This window comes from Bacteroides caecigallinarum (assembly GCF_021531075.1).
Taxonomy (GTDB): Bacteria; Bacteroidota; Bacteroidia; order Bacteroidales; family Bacteroidaceae; genus Phocaeicola; species Phocaeicola caecigallinarum_B.
Window position 1 is genome coordinate 1 of sequence record NZ_JADYTJ010000028.1, and the last position, 18,879, is coordinate 18,879.

Annotated in this window: 18 protein-coding genes; 7 read left to right on the top strand and 11 right to left on the bottom strand. The window is 43.8% G+C overall.

Going from position 1 to position 18,879, the window contains the following annotated elements; all coding sequences use genetic code 11:
- Positions 1-81: 81 nt before the first annotated feature.
- Entirely contained in the window at positions 82-441 is a 360-nt protein-coding gene (locus I6E11_RS08765; protein WP_235337681.1) for an HU family DNA-binding protein, read from the bottom strand.
- 351 nt (positions 442-792) lie between these two features.
- Between I6E11_RS08765 and I6E11_RS08770 the strand changes: the two genes are divergently transcribed.
- The 4 genes from I6E11_RS08770 to I6E11_RS08785 all read left to right on the top strand — a co-directional run bounded on the left by I6E11_RS08770 (position 793) and on the right by I6E11_RS08785 (position 5,263).
- A complete protein-coding gene (locus I6E11_RS08770) occupies positions 793-2,010 on the top strand; it encodes an acyloxyacyl hydrolase (RefSeq protein WP_235337682.1) in 1,218 nt (405 codons plus the stop codon).
- 120 nt (positions 2,011-2,130) lie between these two features.
- Positions 2,131-3,048, top strand: a complete 918-nt coding sequence (locus I6E11_RS08775; protein WP_235337683.1) for a cytochrome c biogenesis ResB family protein — start codon at positions 2,131-2,133, stop codon at positions 3,046-3,048.
- A 14-nt stretch (positions 3,049-3,062) separates the two neighbouring features.
- Positions 3,063-3,872: a cytochrome c biogenesis protein CcsA gene (ccsA, locus tag I6E11_RS08780; protein ID WP_317221513.1), complete on the top strand. Its 810-nt coding sequence runs from the start codon at positions 3,063-3,065 to the stop codon at positions 3,870-3,872.
- Between the two features lie 14 nt (positions 3,873-3,886).
- A complete protein-coding gene (locus I6E11_RS08785; protein ID WP_235337684.1) occupies positions 3,887-5,263 on the top strand; it encodes a cytochrome c peroxidase in 1,377 nt (458 codons plus the stop codon).
- An 89-nt stretch (positions 5,264-5,352) separates the two neighbouring features.
- On the opposite strand, the gene I6E11_RS08790 is transcribed toward I6E11_RS08785, so the two are convergent.
- The 10 genes from I6E11_RS08790 to I6E11_RS08835 form a co-directional block, all read right to left on the bottom strand.
- Positions 5,353-6,123 carry a glycosyltransferase family 2 protein gene (locus I6E11_RS08790; protein ID WP_235337685.1) on the bottom strand — a complete coding sequence of 257 codons (771 nt, stop codon included), beginning with the start codon at positions 6,121-6,123 and terminating at the stop codon, positions 5,353-5,355.
- A gap of 8 nt (positions 6,124-6,131) precedes the next feature.
- Entirely contained in the window at positions 6,132-7,217 is a 1,086-nt protein-coding gene (locus I6E11_RS08795) for a glycosyltransferase family 4 protein (RefSeq protein ID WP_235337686.1), read from the bottom strand.
- Complete coding sequence (locus tag I6E11_RS08800; protein ID WP_235337687.1) at positions 7,201-7,809, bottom strand: hypothetical protein; 609 nt, start codon at positions 7,807-7,809, stop codon at positions 7,201-7,203. The genes I6E11_RS08795 and I6E11_RS08800 overlap by 17 nt, the downstream gene beginning before the upstream one ends.
- A gap of 666 nt (positions 7,810-8,475) precedes the next feature.
- Complete coding sequence (locus I6E11_RS08805; protein ID WP_235337688.1) at positions 8,476-9,441, bottom strand: glycosyltransferase family 2 protein; 966 nt, start codon at positions 9,439-9,441, stop codon at positions 8,476-8,478.
- Positions 9,442-9,457: 16 nt separating this feature from the next.
- Entirely contained in the window at positions 9,458-10,150 is a 693-nt protein-coding gene (locus I6E11_RS08810; RefSeq protein ID WP_235337689.1) for a glycosyltransferase family 32 protein, read from the bottom strand.
- A 16-nt stretch (positions 10,151-10,166) separates the two neighbouring features.
- Entirely contained in the window at positions 10,167-11,171 is a 1,005-nt protein-coding gene (locus tag I6E11_RS08815; protein WP_235337690.1) for a glycosyltransferase family 2 protein, read from the bottom strand.
- A 6-nt stretch (positions 11,172-11,177) separates the two neighbouring features.
- Positions 11,178-12,701, bottom strand: a complete 1,524-nt coding sequence (locus I6E11_RS08820) for an MATE family efflux transporter (protein ID WP_235337691.1) — start codon at positions 12,699-12,701, stop codon at positions 11,178-11,180.
- Positions 12,702-12,796: 95 nt separating this feature from the next.
- Positions 12,797-14,338, bottom strand: coding sequence for an ATP-binding protein (locus tag I6E11_RS08825; RefSeq protein ID WP_235337692.1), 1,542 nt, complete (start codon positions 14,336-14,338; stop codon positions 12,797-12,799).
- A 180-nt stretch (positions 14,339-14,518) separates the two neighbouring features.
- Complete coding sequence (locus I6E11_RS08830) at positions 14,519-14,728, bottom strand: HepT-like ribonuclease domain-containing protein (protein ID WP_317221514.1); 210 nt, start codon at positions 14,726-14,728, stop codon at positions 14,519-14,521.
- Between the two features lie 51 nt (positions 14,729-14,779).
- Positions 14,780-15,073 carry a nucleotidyltransferase family protein gene (locus I6E11_RS08835; RefSeq protein WP_235337694.1) on the bottom strand — a complete coding sequence of 98 codons (294 nt, stop codon included), beginning with the start codon at positions 15,071-15,073 and terminating at the stop codon, positions 14,780-14,782.
- 335 nt (positions 15,074-15,408) lie between these two features.
- Here I6E11_RS08835 and I6E11_RS08840 point away from each other — a divergent pair, with 335 nt between their 5' ends.
- The 3 genes from I6E11_RS08840 (at position 15,409) to I6E11_RS08850 (ending at position 18,706) form a co-directional block, all read left to right on the top strand.
- Positions 15,409-16,515 carry an MraY family glycosyltransferase gene (locus I6E11_RS08840; RefSeq protein WP_235337695.1) on the top strand — a complete coding sequence of 369 codons (1,107 nt, stop codon included), beginning with the start codon at positions 15,409-15,411 and terminating at the stop codon, positions 16,513-16,515.
- 104 nt (positions 16,516-16,619) lie between these two features.
- On the top strand, positions 16,620-18,098 hold the full coding sequence (locus I6E11_RS08845) for a capsule assembly Wzi family protein (protein ID WP_235337696.1): 1,479 nt from the start codon (positions 16,620-16,622) through the stop codon (positions 18,096-18,098).
- A gap of 173 nt (positions 18,099-18,271) precedes the next feature.
- The gene (locus I6E11_RS08850) at positions 18,272-18,706 is read left to right on the top strand and encodes a lipocalin-like domain-containing protein (RefSeq protein ID WP_235337697.1); all 435 of its coding nucleotides are present in this window, start codon (positions 18,272-18,274) and stop codon (positions 18,704-18,706) included.
- Positions 18,707-18,879: the final 173 nt, after the last annotated feature.

Consider the following 18,879-nt stretch of genomic DNA (forward strand, 5'->3'; position numbering starts at 1 on the left):
CAGCAGAACCACCACCTAAGGAGGTAATAAGCTCATAAGAGGGGCTTGTCTGATATGAAAATAACTCCCAACTTATCTATTTCAGCAAGTTGGGAGGGAATTCACGTCTTTAGCGGACAGTAATAATTTCTTTATCAATCCGTCGTGGAATTCATCCTTCGATGTAGCCCCTTCACCGCTCAGGCTCACTTGCAAAGAACCCAGCTCTCCCAGACGGACAATTTCTCCATTTGCCAAAGAGTCGGCAACCACATCTTCCAGAGCTATGAGCACCGCCATCACGTCCGCTCTCGTCACAGTACACATCTGCTGGATTCTTGCCGACAGCTCCCTGATTCCCGCTTCTCCTCTGGCCTGTGCCTGTGCATAATACTTTCCCTCCAATTCAGGTGTTTTAGGGTCTTTACGTTCTACTACCGAATAAGTCAAATACTTGTCCATAATTTTTTCCTTTCTTTTAAATTGTTTTTTCTAGATACTAGTTGACTAGGTACTAGTTACTAGTTGACGAGGCTCTCCATCCGGATGGCTCTAACAACTAACAACTCTTAACTACTTGAATCCTTGTCAACTAAATAGTTATTACTCTCTGTTGTAATCTTAATTAAACCGGTTTTCTTTTTGATTACGATACAAAGGTAGTATGCCGTCCACACCCACAGCTCCCTTTTGTCCGCTTTGGGTTCTATATGTCAGTATAAGTCTTTATTTGTATGTTTTTATTTACGTTTATATAAGCGATTCATGCTTTTTATGCTTATATTTGTGTTTACGGACAACCTCAATACCATTATGAATCGAAAAGCACTATATATATTATTATTTTTTGTCATCGTAGCCCACTCTGTCTCCCGTTCGCAGCCTGTCTTCCGGAACCTGTCTTACGGACTCACCTACGAACGCGGCAATCTCATCCCGGGCGACAAGTATGGCAAGGACCTCATAAAGGGCAACAACTATTCATCCTATGCCTTTCATGTGTCTTATCGTGCCGACAGTCTTCGTGCCACTCCCTCCGACCTCTCTTTCGGTTATCCCGTCATCGAGGGCGGCATCCTTGTGTCGGACTATAGCCGTTCGCCCCTATACCATCCCTCATCGTCCACATCCGGCAACATAGGATATATGATAGGGCTTTACGGCAAATTCTGTCGCGACCTCTTCAATACCGGCTCCTTCCGCATGGGATATACCATAGCCAACGGCATAGGAGTATCCACCCGTCCATATTCCTACCCCGACAATCAGGCCAACGAATTCATCGGTTCGCGTTTCTCCATATATTTCTCCACCGATCTGTATGCAGCATATCGCTTTCATCCTCGTTTCGAGGTGATGCTCTCCGGAGGCCTGAAACACTATTCCAATTCCGCCCTCGGACGTCCCAACAAGGGAGCCAACACCCTGGGTATGGCCTTGGGTATGCGCTACTACCCTTCGGCCGATGTTACTCCGCTCTACAAGGTGTATAATCCTTCATCCTCGCCATTGCGCCGTCTCGAACTCGATCTCAATGCAGGATGCAATCTCCACACCATGATAGAGGGCTGGTATTATTTTCTCGGCGACCCCTCCACACGTCCGTCCCGTTTCCAGGTCCATCCGTCCTTTGCCGCATCTGTTTCTGCCATGTACCGTTACCATATCAAGTTCAGTTCCGGCATAGGCATAGACTATATACGCCCCTCCTACGTGTCCGAATCCACCAGACTCGACACAGCTATGGGCGGTAAGAACCAGACCTACAGCCCGCACATCCTTGGAGTGTCATTAAAGCATGAGATACACTACCGTCAGCTAAGCCTCTGTGTTGGCCTGGGCTACTACCTGCACCGCGAACTCGGACATTTCGACAGACTGATGAGCAAACCATATTACGAAACCATCGGCTTGCGCTACTATATTCCCCACACACCGCTCTACGTCAGCTATCATGTCCTGGCACATCTATTTCGTGCCGACAGTATGCAGTTCGGCATAGGCATACGCCAGCCGTTAGCCTTTTTGTAATGAATACAACTTTTTCATCTATAAGATTTGATATTAAATATAAAATACCTAACTTTGCACAATGATAAACAGACCGACTAAACTAAGGCAGGCCATCCCTGCACATAACATACCTTGTCAATGAAAAGATCAACATATATCGCCTTTTGGAGTACACTCATACTCCTCTCGTCTGTAATACAATATTTTACAGGCAATTTTCCCTATTCCGTATTCAGCTTTCCCCTCAATCTCATTGTCGGAGCATTGTGGATATACCTCATATATCTTTCGCTTGGCAGCTACCCCGACAGGCCTGCCGTACGTTTCATGCTCTCCGGCAGCACCACATTCTTCAGCCTGCTTTTTCTCATCCTCGGTTCGCTGGTCATCGGGCTTTTCCCGCAGATGACGGCTGCCGATGCCCAAGCCATGCCCGGCATACTCTCCCGCCTGGGAGTATATAATTTCATGTCCTCATGGATATTCGTGGCCATTCTCACAGTCTTCCTTACCCATCTGGGCATGATAACCCTTCGCGGCACTATGCGTCGTGCCACTTTCCGCCTACGTTTCTTTCTCAATCATGCCGGACTCTGGATAGCAGTCTTTGCCACATTCCTGGGCAGTGCCGATACCGTCACGCTCCGCATACCCGTGTTCTTCGACCGTCCCAACCGCGAAGCCTATACCCTCGAAGGCGAGAGGACATTCCTTGGCCATAACCTCCTTCTGAAAGACTTTCATGCCGAATACTACGAGAATGGCGCCCCGCGCAACTACCTTGCCGTTGTCAGCCTTTCAGAACCCGGTTCCGATACAGCCGAAGAGTTCACCCTCAGGGTAAATCATCCATACAGCCATACCTTTGGTCAGGACATCTATCTCACAAGCTACGACACCACTTCCGCCCGTCCGCGCTACTGCATACTCCAGATAGTCATCCAGCCCTGGAAATACATACAGCTCCTCGGCATTATCATGACACTGGCCGGAGGCATCATGCTGTTCGCCTTCGGACCGCGTTCAGGCAAGAAACAACTCACACAAACCACTTAACCACAACTGCATTTATGACAATAAACTGGGACACATTCCATATCTTCACCATCATAGCCATAATCCTGTGGCTCTGCGGTTCGGTGCTCTCCGCACTCAGCAGCCGCCTGTCGCGTCCGGCTGTACTTTTCAGTCTTCTGGGCACACTCACACTCCTCGTGTTCATAGCCGGACTCTGGTCATTCCAGCAGCGTCCGCCCTTGCGCACTATGGGCGAGACACGCCTCTGGTACTCCTTCTTCATGGGCATCTCCGGACTCATAACCTACTGCCGCTGGCGTTACCGCTGGATACTCTCATTCACCACCGTCCTCTCGGCAGTGTTCTGCATCATCAATATTGTCAAACCCGAGATACACGACCAGTCCCTCATGCCTGCCCTGCAGAGCATATGGTTCATACCCCACGTCACAGTCTATATGTTCTCCTACTCCCTTCTGGGATGCGCCTTCATCATAGGCTGCCTCGGACTCTTCCGCTCCCGCCCTTCATACCTCTCCACAGCCGACGAGCTGGTATATGGCGGCACAGCCTTCCTCACCGTCGGGATGCTCACAGGAGCCATCTGGGCAAAGGAAGCATGGGGCAACTACTGGAGCTGGGACCCCAAAGAAACATGGGCACTCATCACCTGGAGCATATATCTCATATATATACACCTGCGTCTGCACAGCCCCTTCGGCAAGTCCGCCACCTTCCGCACACGCATCCTCTATGCCACCCTCGTGGCAGGATTTCTCACACTGCAGATGTGCTGGTACGGAGTCAACTATCTCCCTGCCGCACGCAACAGCGTACATTTATATAACAGAACAACCAACTAATAAATTAATTTTATATGAAGAAAAAAGTAATTTTAGTGCCGTTGGTCATCGCCCTTGGCGGCGTACTGACCTACCGACTGGTCAACACACCTCCGTCGGACGACCTCCCTATGAATGAGATGATGGAGCAGATCCTCACAGATGGCGGCTGTATGGCTTGCCACGTGTCAAACCCTGAGTTGCCATTCTATGCCAATCTGCCCATAGCAGGCAAAGTGGTAAAGGAAGACATCCTTCTGGGATACCGTTCGTTCGACATCCAGCCCATGTATGATGCCATCCGCAATGACGGCACAGTGAGCGAAGTCGACCTTGCCAAAGTAGAGAAAGTGATAAAGGACGGCACCATGCCGCTTGCCAAATACTATCTCGCACACTGGGGCTCTTCACTCACATCCAAGGAAACAGGCATGGCTCTCGACTGGATAAGCAAGCACCGTGCCGTAAAATACCCTAACACACTGGCATCAGCCAAGTTTGCCAACGAGCCTGTACGCCCTGTACAGGATTCTGTACCTGTCGACCTGCGTAAGGTCATCCTCGGCGAAATGCTCTTCCACGACACACGCCTGTCAGTCGACAATACCGTGTCGTGTGCCTCATGCCACGCCCTCAACACAGCCGGAGTGGACAACAAACGCTTCTCCGAAGGTGTCAGAGGTCAGATAGGTGGAGTAAACGCCCCTACAGTGTTCAATGCCCACTACAATTTCGTGCAGTTCTGGGACGGACGTGCCAAGACCCTGGCCGATCAGGCAGGCGGACCTCCACTCAACCCTATCGAGATGGGACACACCAGCTTCGACGATATCTGTGCAGCCCTGGCAGCCGATAAAGCTTTCACAGCCGCTTTCACACAGGTATATCCTGAAGGCCTCACACAGGCAACCATCACCGATGCCATCCAGGAGTTCGAACGCACACTCCTCACACCTAACTCACCTTTCGACAAGTACCTGAAAGGCGACGAGACAGCCCTCACAGCCGACGAAATAAGCGGCTACGAGCTCTTCAAGAAGTACGACTGTGCCACATGCCACGTGGGTGAGAACCTTGGAGGCCAGTCATACGAACTCATGGGTATCAAGGCCGATTACTTTGCCGACCGCGGCACGGAAATCACTTTCGAGGACCACGGACGCAACAAGGAAACCAAGACCGACTACGACATGCACCGTTTCAAAGTACCTGGCTTGCGTAACATAGCCCTCACCGCACCATACTTCCACGACGGTACTAAGGCCACCCTCGAAGAAGCCGTAAAAGACATGGCACACTACGAAGTGGGTGTCGACCTGAGCGACAGCGAGACAGCCCTCATCGTGAAGTTCCTCAATACACTTACCGGCGAATACAAGGGTAAGACACTTACAAATGATAATTTGCAGTAAAGTCTTAGAGTGAAAAAGTGATAAAAAAACTCCCTTACGTTTCGGCTTCATGCCTTGCGTAAGGGAGTTGTTGTTTATAATAACTGTTTCTATTTCTTGATTCTTGATAATATTACCTCTCCAACTTTATATACATATCTCAATGAGAGTAACAACCTGTTTGTATAAATATTGTTTTCTTTAAATGCCCTCAGGTGTTCTTTCATTATCATTTTGTGACTACTCAGTCCCGAAGTGCTCACACCGCCCGTTCTCATCGTCACGAAATCCTCTTTCATATATCTGGTCCTTATTCTGTTTATGAAAATAGCCCTTAACAGAAATTCAAAGTCGGCAGCAATTCTATACGAAGTATCATACAGTCCTACTCTGTCAAGACATTCCCTTTTTATGTAGAATGAAGGATGGGCCGGCATGAACCCTAGTCTCATCAGCCATCTTCTGAAAACTTTTGACGAGTAATACCTCACCGTCTTTTTCAGATTATCGTTATCTACAAAGTGAATGTCGGCATACACCGCATCCACATCATTTGTCAGAAAGGCCCTGTTAATATGTTCCAGCACATTTTCCGAGGTATAGAAATCATCAGAGTTCAGAATCCCCACCACATCCCCTGTAGCCATTCTTATACCCTTGTTCATTGCATCGTATATACCATTGTCCTTTTCGCTTATCCATTTCATCCTTCCTTCGAATTCAGGTTCATAATGTTTCACAATCTCCAGTGTCTTGTCCTTTGAGCCTCCGTCCACAATGATATATTCTATATCCCTGTAAGTCTGTCTCAGCACCGATTCTATAGTATCTTTAACGGTAGCTTCCGAATTATATGTTGCTGTTATTATCGAAAATTTCATGTATGTCGTTATTTATTAATGCAGTTCCATGCTGTTTCATACAGTTCAACTGTCTCTTTATAAGCTTTATCCCACGAAAACCTTTTACAGTTTTCCAATCCTTTTTCTACCACTTTTTTTCTTATCTTTTCATTCTCCAGCATTTTTAGTTTTTCTACAGTTTCTTGTTCTGTTTTGGTAGAGTTTATCAGCAAAGTGTCGTCTCCGGTCACTTCCGGAATTGACGAACCATTGAATGCAATTACCGGACACCCCGCTCTTTGTGCTTCAATCACCGGAATTCCGAATCCCTCGTATTCCGACGGATATATCAGTGCAAAAGCATTATTATACACTATATTGAGCTGTACGTTATCAATAAATCCCGTACAGAAATACCTTCCAGGCCTGTCCAGATATCCGTCTACCATGCTTTTTTCCTTGTCGCTCAGGGTTGCCCCCACAATCACCAGGTTCAGGTTTGTTACAGCCACAGCCTTCACTGCCAGTTCAAAATTCTTGTATGCAGCCCTCGAACCTACAAATACGGCATATTTCTGCTTTCCGTACGGCACTATACCGTCACAGCCTTTGTCCGTCAGACAATAATCCTCAGCCACACCGTTGTATATCACTCTTACTCTATCCTCTTTTATTTGCGGACAGAATTTCATCAGGTCCTTTTTTGTGTTTTCCGATATGCATATTATATAGTCCGAGTGCATAATAGCTTTCCTCTTCTGCCATGAGTGTATCCATTTCCTTATTCCACTGTTATATATCTCGTAGGTAAAGTCATGCACAGTGGTTATATTTATGGCATTCTTGTCATTCGTATACCTGTAGTATGTAGAGTGGAAGATATACCTGTAATCCTTTTTCACCCTGCACGTCATATATCTTGTAGCTTTCAGATATCTTTTCGAGTGTGTATTCTCCTTGTTCTTGTCGGGTATACATTCGTTCAGTGCCATCACATTCCCCTGCGGACAAGTGTTTATGCACAAGTATTCATGCTTGTCGTCAATAAATCTTTTCAGCAGTTCGTGCCACACCACAGATATTCCTCCGTGATTCTGCAGTGCGAAAATTATGTTGTCAAAAATTATTCTCATACATATTCTTTTTTTTCTTTTCTGCCAGATAAATAATGTTGCCTATTGTAAATGGTAATAATGCTGTTGCAAAAGATACGGCATTGGCCAACAATCCAATAAACCCCAATATAATTACATATTTCATTTTACCTTCCACTATTATTTTCAGATTCTTTACTATCACATACAGCAATAGTAATCCTACTGCTCCTAGTTCAAACAGTATACTACCCCATCCACTCATTATTCTGATGATTTTATTGTTTAGAGTGTAGTCTGTCACCAGATAGTTCAAGTCCGGGTTGTTATAGCAGTCATCCATGAAGTCGGCATATTGACTGTATCCGTGTGGTAATCCCCAATTCTCGAAGAAACCATAAATAGGAAAAAACAAATGTACAAAACGTTCGTTTATACTATCATCAATAAGCACCAGTTTATCAGGGTTTTCAAACATCAGTGTTAAAATCCTTCCTATTCTGATACCGCTTATCTGTTCCGAATAGTTGTTTATTATCGTAATAAATACAAACAGAAAAAAAGAAACAATCAGAAAAATCTTCAGTTTGTTTTTTTTCTTTGCCATGAACGATATGAATGCGTATAACATAAGACACGCTAATATCATAAGTATCACAAGCGATGACCTTGCATATATAAAAATTTGAATGATTAACAATGTATAGAGCTTTTTTATTCCTTTATTTTCCTTGAAATTGAGATAGCCTAAAAGGATGAATAGTATACATATGATTCCATAAAAAGTAGGTTCCGGTGCAAGGCATACTACTCCTCGTCCACTTTCAATCGTATCTTCTGAACTTCCTCTCGGTAGTAGGAAAGATAAGAAATTAGAGTATACAAATGTTTGAATAGTGCCGATAATAAACCAAGTATATACAGTCCTTTTGAAAATATTATAATTAAGTCCCCCAGTAAAGTTCATGCACTTATACGTTACATATGAAATAACGAACAGACTAACATAATTCACTAATGACCTGATACTTCCAAAATCAAATTCAGAAAAGAACAACATACCGACTGAGAATACCGCAATAATAAGCAGTAGGAATAACGACAGGTTTATTTTGCTTGTAAAATAAAATGGCAATATAATCATAGATACCATCAAAGCATAAGGTTGGCTGTCAGTACCCAGAGGTATAATCTGTATGAAAGGAAAGAAAGATGACAATATCAACAATGTAATTAAAAAATTTGATATATCTAGCTTGGCCTGTTCTTTTTCTATCATATTTGTTATCTACAATATTTAAATAATACTGAAAATCTTTTTCTTTATAAAGTATGGTTGTCTGAATAATAAAGATTTAATACATTCTTTGTATGATACTTTGTAATATAATTTTTTTTCTGTTCGGTAGAATTCCATTATCTTATCGTTTAGCTCTTTTTTTTCTTTTTCAGAAATGGAAGTTTGTTTAAATAATTCCTGATTGAAATAGAAAACGCACTTCACCAGATAGTCGGCTACCGCACCGGTCTCTTCTGCCGTCATGTCCCTGTCTTTTATCATATCGAAGTCATGTCTGTGTATGTACAGCAGGTCATCGAAGTTCTTGCGTTTTTTATTCGTGGTTATGGAGTTGTTTCTTAATATGTAGTTATACGTATTATCTTCTATACACACTATGCTTCTGGCTTTCGTTGCCATATTGAATGAAAAAAGTATGTCCTCGTGCAGCAAGTCCGTCTTGAATTCCATATTGTTTTCAGTCATGAAGGCTTTCTTTATCAGTTTGTTGCATGCCATCACAAACCATCTGTTTTTTAGATACTCCACAAAAATACATTTGTTGTTGTCCAGATGTCCTTTGCTTTTCATCACATAATTCCATTTCGCTCCCACGATGTTGAAATTTCCCATAGCCACATCAGCTTGATACTTTTTTGCCTCCATGAATAATTTCTCAATAGCATCAGGCGGTAAAGTATCGTCACTATCCAGAAAATACACGTATTTCCCATTGGACACATTCATTCCCGTATTTCTTGCAGCAGATAAACCTTTATTTTTATCGTGAGTCACTGTAGAAATATTAATGTCTCCCTTATATTCACATAAAAATTCGTTTATTAGTTTCATACTGTTATCCTTACCGCAATCATCTACTAGAATAATTTCGATATTTCTGAAGGTTTGATTCAATACAGAGTTCAAACAGTCTATTACATATTTCTCAACGTTATATATAGGTATAATTATAGATACTTCCATTGTCACAATTATAATATTATTTTTTTAACTTTTTATAAGTCATCAGGTATATTTTGTGTAGAACCTTGTTTGATTTAATGAAGTTATAAATTGAAATTTTTAGTTTGTCTTTTGTCGTTACCCATGACCCGGCAAAATGATGGATTGTCACAGTATTTTTTGTCACCGTAATTTTTCCTGTCTTATATGATTTTGCAGTAAGGAAATCCTGCTCCAGAAGAACCATATCTCTAAAGTTTTCTGTTACAATCTCTTTCATAATAAGTGGCAGAGGTCTTGTATCCAGTGTGTCGTCATTCTTTATAAAACTCCTTCCATTGTAATAATCCAGACATTTTTTCACCCATTCCGCACCTTTTTCTGCTCCGAACACCCCTGCTTCTATCCCTTCGTTGTCTTCATACCCCAAAATATATTTTCTATCCGTCAGATGGTTGAATGACTTAAGTACCTCTACATCCATATCCATGTATATTCCGCCGTAATTATATACTGCATACAGTCGTATATAGTCTGCAGCAAAAGCATATTTTTTTGCTGCATATGCCTGCTGTGTCCATAATGTGCTGTTTACGTCAAATTTTGACTTGTCCCATAACACGAATTCATATTCTGGAAGTTTTTCTTTCCATGATTTCATACAGCTTTTTAGTTGTTCAGGTATTTCTTCTCCACTAAGCCAACAATAATGTATTATTTTAGGTATCATAATTCTTCTGTTATAGTTATCTCTTATTTATCAGTTTGTAAACTTTCAATATTGTATATATTACCCATGTAGGTAAATTCATTTTTATACACTTTGCCAGCACCTTGTAGATGCCACATCCTGGTATATAGTATTCCTTTATCCTTCCGGCCTCTTTTCTCGCGCTTTCTACCACATTTCTGTAGTTTTCTTTGTTTGAATTTGTTATAGCCTTCATCATCTGGTCTATTCCGAATTCCGAGTAAATCTTTTTCAGATACCTCCTGTCATTAATTTCCATCACATCTTTCAGGACATCCATTTCCTTTATTAGCGTTTCTGCCACTCTTACATATTCTTCTGCCGGATGAAACCTAGTCGAGAGTGTTTCCTCACTATATCTCATATAGTGGTATGTTATTTCCTTTCTTAGGGTTATAAAATCCACGTATTGCAGATATTGCCAAACGAATATATGATCTTCATGCGTCGATATATCCTTCCTGAATCTTATGTTTTCTCTGTTTAATAATCTCTTGTTGAACAGTTTTCCGCATGGGCATCCGTTCCCCAGGATGTTATATTTCACTATATTGTCCTGTTCCATTTTCCCGAAGCTTATATTCTCGTATTCAAAGAAGGGCTTGTTCATATATATATTGTTCCCAAAGTCATATAGCATACCTTGAATCACAATAGAATTTTCATTTTTACATTTGTCGAAAATCTCCAGATAGTTGTTCTCCACCCAGTCGTCGCTGTCAATGAAGCATACCCAGTTAGCCTTAGCCATATCTATTCCTGTGTTTCTAGCTATGCTCACACCTTCGTTCTTCTTGTGCACCACAGTTATTCTTCCATCTTTTCGGGCGTATTCGTCACATATTCTTCCCGATTCGTCCGGACTGCCGTCGTCCACCAGTAGCAGCTCAAAGTTTTCCAGTGTCTGGTTCAATATGCTTTCTATGCATCCCGATATATATTTTTCTGCCCTATACACCGGTACAATGACTGATATGTCAGGCCTTTCTGTATTTCTCATACCGTGCTATTTCCTTAATTTACTTGTTATTACACTTTTTTCTTTTTGGGTACATCCCATTACATATGTACACATACCTACTGACACCACACACACTATACCTATGGCAAGGAACGAAGCGGTTTCTCCCATAGGTACCTGAATATATATAGCCAACGGTATTACAGGTGCAGCCATAGCCACTTTCAGAACAGGAACCATGACCTCCCTGAGATATCTTTTAATATCCATACCTATCATCGGCAACACTATTTTCAGGCGTATATACTGTGTCAGTATTTCTATTACCATATGTATTATAAACACTATCTCCGGTTTCATTCCGGGAATCTTCAGAGTAGCATATGCTATTGGTACAATCATCAGCAATGACGTCCCTTCGTATATTTGAAATTTCTTCAGCCTTCCTGTAGCATGTACAGCCGTTATTATCGGGTTCGAGAAGCAATAAAGTATACTTACAGCCAACACAAGCCTCAGAAAGTTTACCGTATGTTCCGGAAACTCACCCAGCCACCATTTCAGCACAGTCTCTGCTTCAATAATAAGAGGAAGACATATCAGAAACAATAGGAAAAACGAATATTTCGAACTGGCAATAATCAGTGTATGCATTCTTTCCAGATTACCCGAAGCATAGCTTTTTGTTAACTGTGGGTTTATTGCCATTTGAAAATTTACACAGAAGTTATTCACTATGTTCTGTACCTGCACTGCTATTCCTCTTGCTGCATTCACAGCTGGAGTAAAAAATATGTTTAACAGGATATTAAGTCCCTGTGTATATCCAAATACGGCCAGATTGCCGTTCATAGTCCATCCTGCATAGCTGAATATTTCCTTGAAAAGTTTCTTGTCTGTATTTCTGATATGCAGTCCCTTAGTTTCTTCGAACTTTCTGTTACAGTAAATTATATATACCACAAAGTCAAACATTTGTATTATGCATATATACACTGCATAGAATATCAGTTTGTCAAACGGTGTATATACCAGCATGAACACTGCTACCAGTTTCAGTATCGCATCGGCAAGTGTCAGATATGCAAAAGCCGACATTTTCTCATGAGCAATGATGGCTGCATTGTATGGCGAACATACAAATCCTCCTATGGCTGTCAGAATAGAAAGTTGATATACCCACATTGCCGCTGTTTCTCTTCCCTCCGGAATGTTCAGTTGCGTCATTACAAACCAGAGTCCCAACGTTTCGCTTATTATCAGTACAATAACAGAGAACAGCAAATGAATTTTCACAATATTGCCAAAAGTATTCTTCAGCTCTTTCATATCTCCTTTTCCAAGCGAAAAAGTGATAAACCTTGCCGAAGCTCCGGCCAGTGAACCGGTCAGGAATCCCAAAAACGTGATTACTCCTCCCACCACGTTATTGATACCAAAATCCTCCACACCCAAAGTTTTCAGCACAATTCTGGATGTATAAAGGCTAATCATCACCATTATGAACATCCTGATGTAAAGCAGAATACTGTTCTTTGCAATTCTTTTATTTTCGTTTGCGTTACTCATCAAATACGTTTATATTATTTGTATCCTAGATACTTCCTTAACTTCTCTAACTTCTTCTCTCCTCCCACCTTTTCGACATTCCTCGTCGCCTGAACTCACCTCACAATCCATCTCTCCACATTCCTATTCTCATTGCTGAAGTTCACTCCTATCTTCACCAGCTTTCTGCCGTCGCATTCGAAAGGAAGGGAATAGTCTTTGCTCTCTATCTGTTGCATTGCTTCTTCAGCAGTACCGTCCAGCTTGAATTCCATCACGTAGATATAGTCCGGTGTTTTCACCACCATATCTATTCTTCCTTCCGACGTGTGATACTCCGCCTGGGTATAGAAGCCCAGCAGTTTGAACAGGATGAACATCACGTTCTGGTAGTGCAGCTCCAGGTCGCGCACCAGCTCGTACGGAGTGTCGGCAAAGAAAGTCGTCAGGCGTTTCATGAAGGCATCCGTGTTTCCTGCACGTACATCCTTTACGAAACTTATTATTTCGAATGCAGCGTCCGAACCATCCATTCCCGTATAGCTAGGCAACAGGAACTTTATGAATCCGTTCTCCACTTCTTTGTTCGGGAACCCTAAGATATAAGTCTTGAACTCCTTGTCATAATCCTTTATTGTCAGATATCCGCTCTGATACAGAATCGGCACCGGATCCTTCCTGAAGGTCTCCAGTCCGTTCAGCGAGTCTGCCGTGGCATATTCCTTCATCAGCTTCTTCAGATTATATTTGCAGCCCTTCATCAGTTCCACCAGGAAAGTGGGTGTTCCCGTCTCGAACCAGTAATCGCCGAACTCCTTCTTTGCGAATGTGTTCAGTATGCTGAACGGATTATATATGTCCATACATCTTCTATTGAAGTGATATCCGTCGTACATCTCCTTAAGTTTCATTTTAGTCTCTTCCACAGTCATCCCGTTGGCGGCGCCCAACTCTGCTATACTCTCTCCCATTGCAGTGTGGAGCTCTTCCTCAGTAATTCCACATATGCCGGAATATGCAAATTCCATCGAGATATCCCTCAGATTGTTCAGGTCGCTGAACACGCTCACCTTTCCGAACTTTGTCACTCCCGTCAGCAGGGCGAAGCGTATGTACCTGTCCATCGACTTCAATGCCCCATAGAAAGCCTTCAGCGTGTTTCTGTATTCATCCTGCAGAGCATCATTGTCTATGGCCTGCAGCATAGGTTTGTCGTATTCGTCCACCAGGATGACAGTATTTCTTCCCGTCTTTTCTGCAGCCCTGCGTATCACACCCTCAAATCTGGTAGCCAGCGAATACTCATCCGGATTTTTGCCATACAGCGCCTCACACTGTTTCAGGAACAGGTCGAGCTTGTTCTCCAGGTCCTTCGGAGTGGCATATCTTTCCGTATTCAGGTCCAGATGCAATATCGGGTGTTCCTTCCATTCCTTTTCCAACTCCGCAATCTTCAACCCCTCGAACAGCTCCTTACTTCCGCTGAAATAAGCTTCCAGAGTGGAAATGAGCAGACTCTTCCCGAACCTGCGCGGACGGCTCAGAAAGTAGTATATACCATTGTTTGCCAAATCGTACACCAGGTCGGTCTTATCTATATAAAGATATCCGCCTTCACGGATTTTCTCGAAATTCTGTATTCCTATAGGGTATTTCATGTTTGTCAATTAATAATTAAGAGTTTATAGTGACTATGTGATTAGATACTAGTTACTAGTTGACTAGATACTAGTTGACTAGGATTTTAGGTACTAGGCAGTCCCTAGTCCCTCGTATCTAGTTCCTAGTATCTCGTCCCTAGTACCTAGTCTCTAGTCCCTCATATCTAACTAGAATAATCAATCATTATTATCTACAAATAAGATCATCTCCTTTACTGTAACGAGCATTTCCGGTAAATTGGTTCTCACAACATTATATACAATTTCCGCATCTAAATCAAAATAGTGATGTGCAATAATATCTCTGATTCCCATAGCACCCTTCCAGTCAATCATGGGGAATTGTGTAAGGAGTTCTTTGTTCGTAAGTTTATCTACTCCTTTGATGTTTCCAAAGTCATTTCTATTTTATGTAACAGATGTAAGACATGCTCTTTCTTATACATAAATACCCTCCTCGATGATATCCTTTTTTAATAATGCATCCATATTCTGACGTATGCGTACTACATCCACTTCACAACCAAAAAGTTGTTTTAATTCTTCCTTAATATGAACAAGGCTGAATATATTTGGAACCTCCAAATCTACACATACATCCACATCACTATCTTCGGTCTGTTCACCCCTGGCTACAGAACCGAAAATACCAATCCTTGATATACCGTAAAGTATTCCTCTTTTCTGTTTATATTCCTTTAATAACTGAACATACTCCTGTGTTGTTTTCATACCTTCATGTTTGTTGTTAGTTTTTAGTTGTTAGAGCCATCCGGATGGAGAGCCTCGTCAACTTGTCAACTAAAAAACTAGTATCTAGTCCCTAGTATCTAGTCCCTCGTCCCTAATTTCCACAAAGATACATCTTTTTCACAATATCCCCAACTAAACCATGTCATTTCAGCCATGCTACATATATATTTCATTTGTGTTAAACCTATTTTCGTGCGGAAATCCAGATTATGGCTGTAAACATTTTGCCATATCGGATAAAACATCTAATTTTGTAGTTAAATGCCTTAATCAGGCATGTAGGAAACAAGTGGATTTAATGATATTATATTTTTATGGCTAATATTTATATTCTCATCGCTGCCTTTCTGGTGTCGGTGGTTTTAAGTAGGATTATCATCCCGAATATTCTGATAATTTCCCTCAGGAAAAGGCTGTTCGACCAGCCTGATGCCCGAAAGGTGCATAATCGACCCATTCCTCGTCTGGGTGGGGTGACATTTTTCCCGGTTATTGTATTTTCCTTTGCTGTTTTCACGGCAGCGAGAGTTATAGGCAACGACATTGTCTACGATGTCTTTACCCCTGCCGTGGCATGCGAGTTCCTGTTCCTCATAGCCGGTCTCACACTGCTTTATATTGTCGGCATAGGCGACGATCTGGTGGGCGTACGCTATCGCAAGAAGTTCCTTGTTCAGATAGTGTCCGCAGCTCTCTTCCCCGTTGCCGGACTGTATATCAATAATTTCTACGGCCTATTCGACATCTATTTCATACCGTCGTACGTGGGCATTCCGCTCACTGTGCTCCTTGTAGTCTTCATTACGAATGCCATCAACCTTATCGATGGCATCGACGGACTTGCATCCGGACTCAGCATGGTGGCTCTGGTCATCTTCGGAGTGATTTTCATTCACTACGGCCTCTGGAACTATGCCATCCTGGCATTTATCTGCGTGGGAGTCATCATACCGTTCTTTGCCTACAACGTGTTTGGCAATGCCGACAAGGGACGCAAGATATTCATGGGCGACACCGGTAGCCTTACCCTGGGATATATCATCAGTTTCTTCGTCATCAAATACTGTATGTATGTGCCCGGCGAAGACATGCAGGCCTACGGATCGCCTGTCGTAGTGGCGTTCAGCGTACTTCTCGTGCCATGTCTCGATGTCGTCAGGGTAGTGCTCAAACGTGCCCGTATGCACAAACCACTCTTCATGCCGGACAAGAACCATATCCACCACAAGTTCCTCGATATGGGATTCACACCGCGCCGTGCACTTATCACCATACAGCTCATGTCGGCAGGCTTCTGTGCCTTCTCCTTCATAGCTGTCAGATATATGAACAATACCCTCGTATTCGTCATAGATATAGTGGTATGGACACTGCTCAATGTGTGGTTTAATAAGATTATAAATAAAAGACTTTATGGATGACGAGGTTCTAGTCCCTAGTCCCTGGTATCTAGTCCCTGGTATCTAGTATCTCGTATCTAGTTTCTAACAACTAAAAACTAACAACCAACAACTAAAAACTCAAAATGAACCTCCTATCCCCAATACCGCTCCTCCTCTTCCCTCTGCTGGCATTCGGACAGACAGCCGGCGGTGGCAAACTCAGCATTCATGCCGAGACAGAGGTCACAGTGTCACAGGGCGACTATGCACCGCTATGGCTTTCGGCCAACAGATACGGCATGGGCAGTACCTCGCCGTCATCATGGTATCTCAGGGCAGGAGCCGATTATGAAAAGGATTACCGTCGCGGATGGAACATCTCAGCCGGTATCGATATGGCAGGGGGTGTCAACACCACCTCACATTTCTGGCTTCAGCAGGCATACTTCGACACCTCCTGGCGAATGCTTACACTCAGCATAGGAAGCAAGGAACGCATAAGCTCGCCGCTCGAGAAGAACACCCTTCTCACCTCCGGATGGATGATGGAAGGCATCAACACACGCCCCATACCGCAGATACGTGCCGAGATACGCGATTTCTACACCCTTCCCTTCACCCGCGGATGGCTTGCCCTCAAGGGACATCTGGCATACGGAGCCTTCCTCGACGGCAAATGGCAGGAATCCTTCGCAGGAGCATGGCAAAACTATACTCGCGATGTGAAATACCACAGCAAGGCCCTTATGTTCCGCGTGGGCAACAAGTCAAGACTGCCCCTCGAATTCGAGTTCGGACTGCACATGGGCACACAGTTCTGTGGCGACCAGATGCAGAAACAGCCCGATGGTAGCAGCTGGCTCATCCTCGATATGCCCGACGGACTGCGCAACTACTTCAACGCCTTCTTCCCTACAGCCGGCGGAAGCGACACCACCTGGGGCGAGCAGGTCAACGTGGAAGGCAATATGTTGGGAAGCTGGAATTTTGCACTCAACTATTATTACCGCGACTGGAAGTTCCGTCTCTACCTCGACCACTATTTCGAGGACGAATCGCAGATGTTCACCCAGTACGGCATATGGAAGGACGGACAGCTGGGACTTGAAGTCACCTTCCCTTCCAATCCGTGGATAACGTCATTCCTCTGGGAAGGCACATCCACCACAAACCAGACAAGTCCCCTGCTTTACGACGCATTTGCAGGCTCGTTTACCGACCTCCAGATGAGCGGTGCCGACAATTATTATAACCACTACATATACCAGGCATGGCAGTATTACGGCATGGGCCTGGGCTGCCCGCTCCTCCCCGGACCGGCATATAATGCCGACGGAGCCATGACATTCCGTAGTAACCGCATGAAAGCCCATCACATCGGCCTGTCGGGTAATCCCGCTCCCGAATGGAACTGGCGCGTGCTCGCCTCCTTTGCCCGTCATTGGGGAACGTACGGCACACCATTCCGGAAGGTGGAACACCGCTTCAGCGGCATGGCAGAAGTGCTCTACACCCCCCGACGCATAAGTTGCCTCACTTTCAAGGCAGCACTCGGAATAGACCGAGGCTCCTTCCCCGGCAATAGCATCGGAGGAACGATAGGGATGAGATATAGATACTAGGTACGAGGGACTAGATACTAGGTATGAGATACTAGGAACTAGGGACTGCCTAGTACCTAGTCAACTAGTACCTACTCACCTAGTCAACTAGTACCTACTCACCTAGTCAACTAGTACCTAGTCAACTAGTATCTAGCCAACTAACAACTAAAAACCAACAACTAACAACTAATATGAAACATCTACTCACAGCCATACTGATACTCCTTATGGCAGGATGCGCCAAGGCCCCCATCAACAGCGATGTGGAAGGATTCTGGCAATTGAATGAATTTGAGATTCTCTCCACCGGCGAGACAGTGGAATGCACACGCCTGTATTACAGCATCACCCGCATGGTGACCGAAGTGGCAGAGAAGCAAGGTCCCAACGGCTATGGAGCCTATATCGGTCGTACAGCATATAGCGACGATGGCAATACCTTGATACTAACTGATTTCAAGGGAAGGTCAGGTACCGGCGACAATGGCAAGGATGCTCCGGTAGAAGGTCTCCGTCATTACGGCATCAACTCCCAGGAAGAAACAAAGTTCCGGATAGTACGCTGCGACGGCAAGACTATGGTCCTGGAGTCCGACTACGCACGTCTGGAACTAAGCAAGTTCTAGTCACCCGTTTCGGGCGTCTATAAGTCCGTTTTCACATCGAAGCATGGACACTCCTTTATCCATTCTTCAGGTTCTATCACCCCGTCGCCGTCAGCGTCGGGGTATTCTACTTTTATAGCTTCTCTATTTCCTCCCCGCTCATACCGCTAATGAGGATTATCTGCTCCATCTGT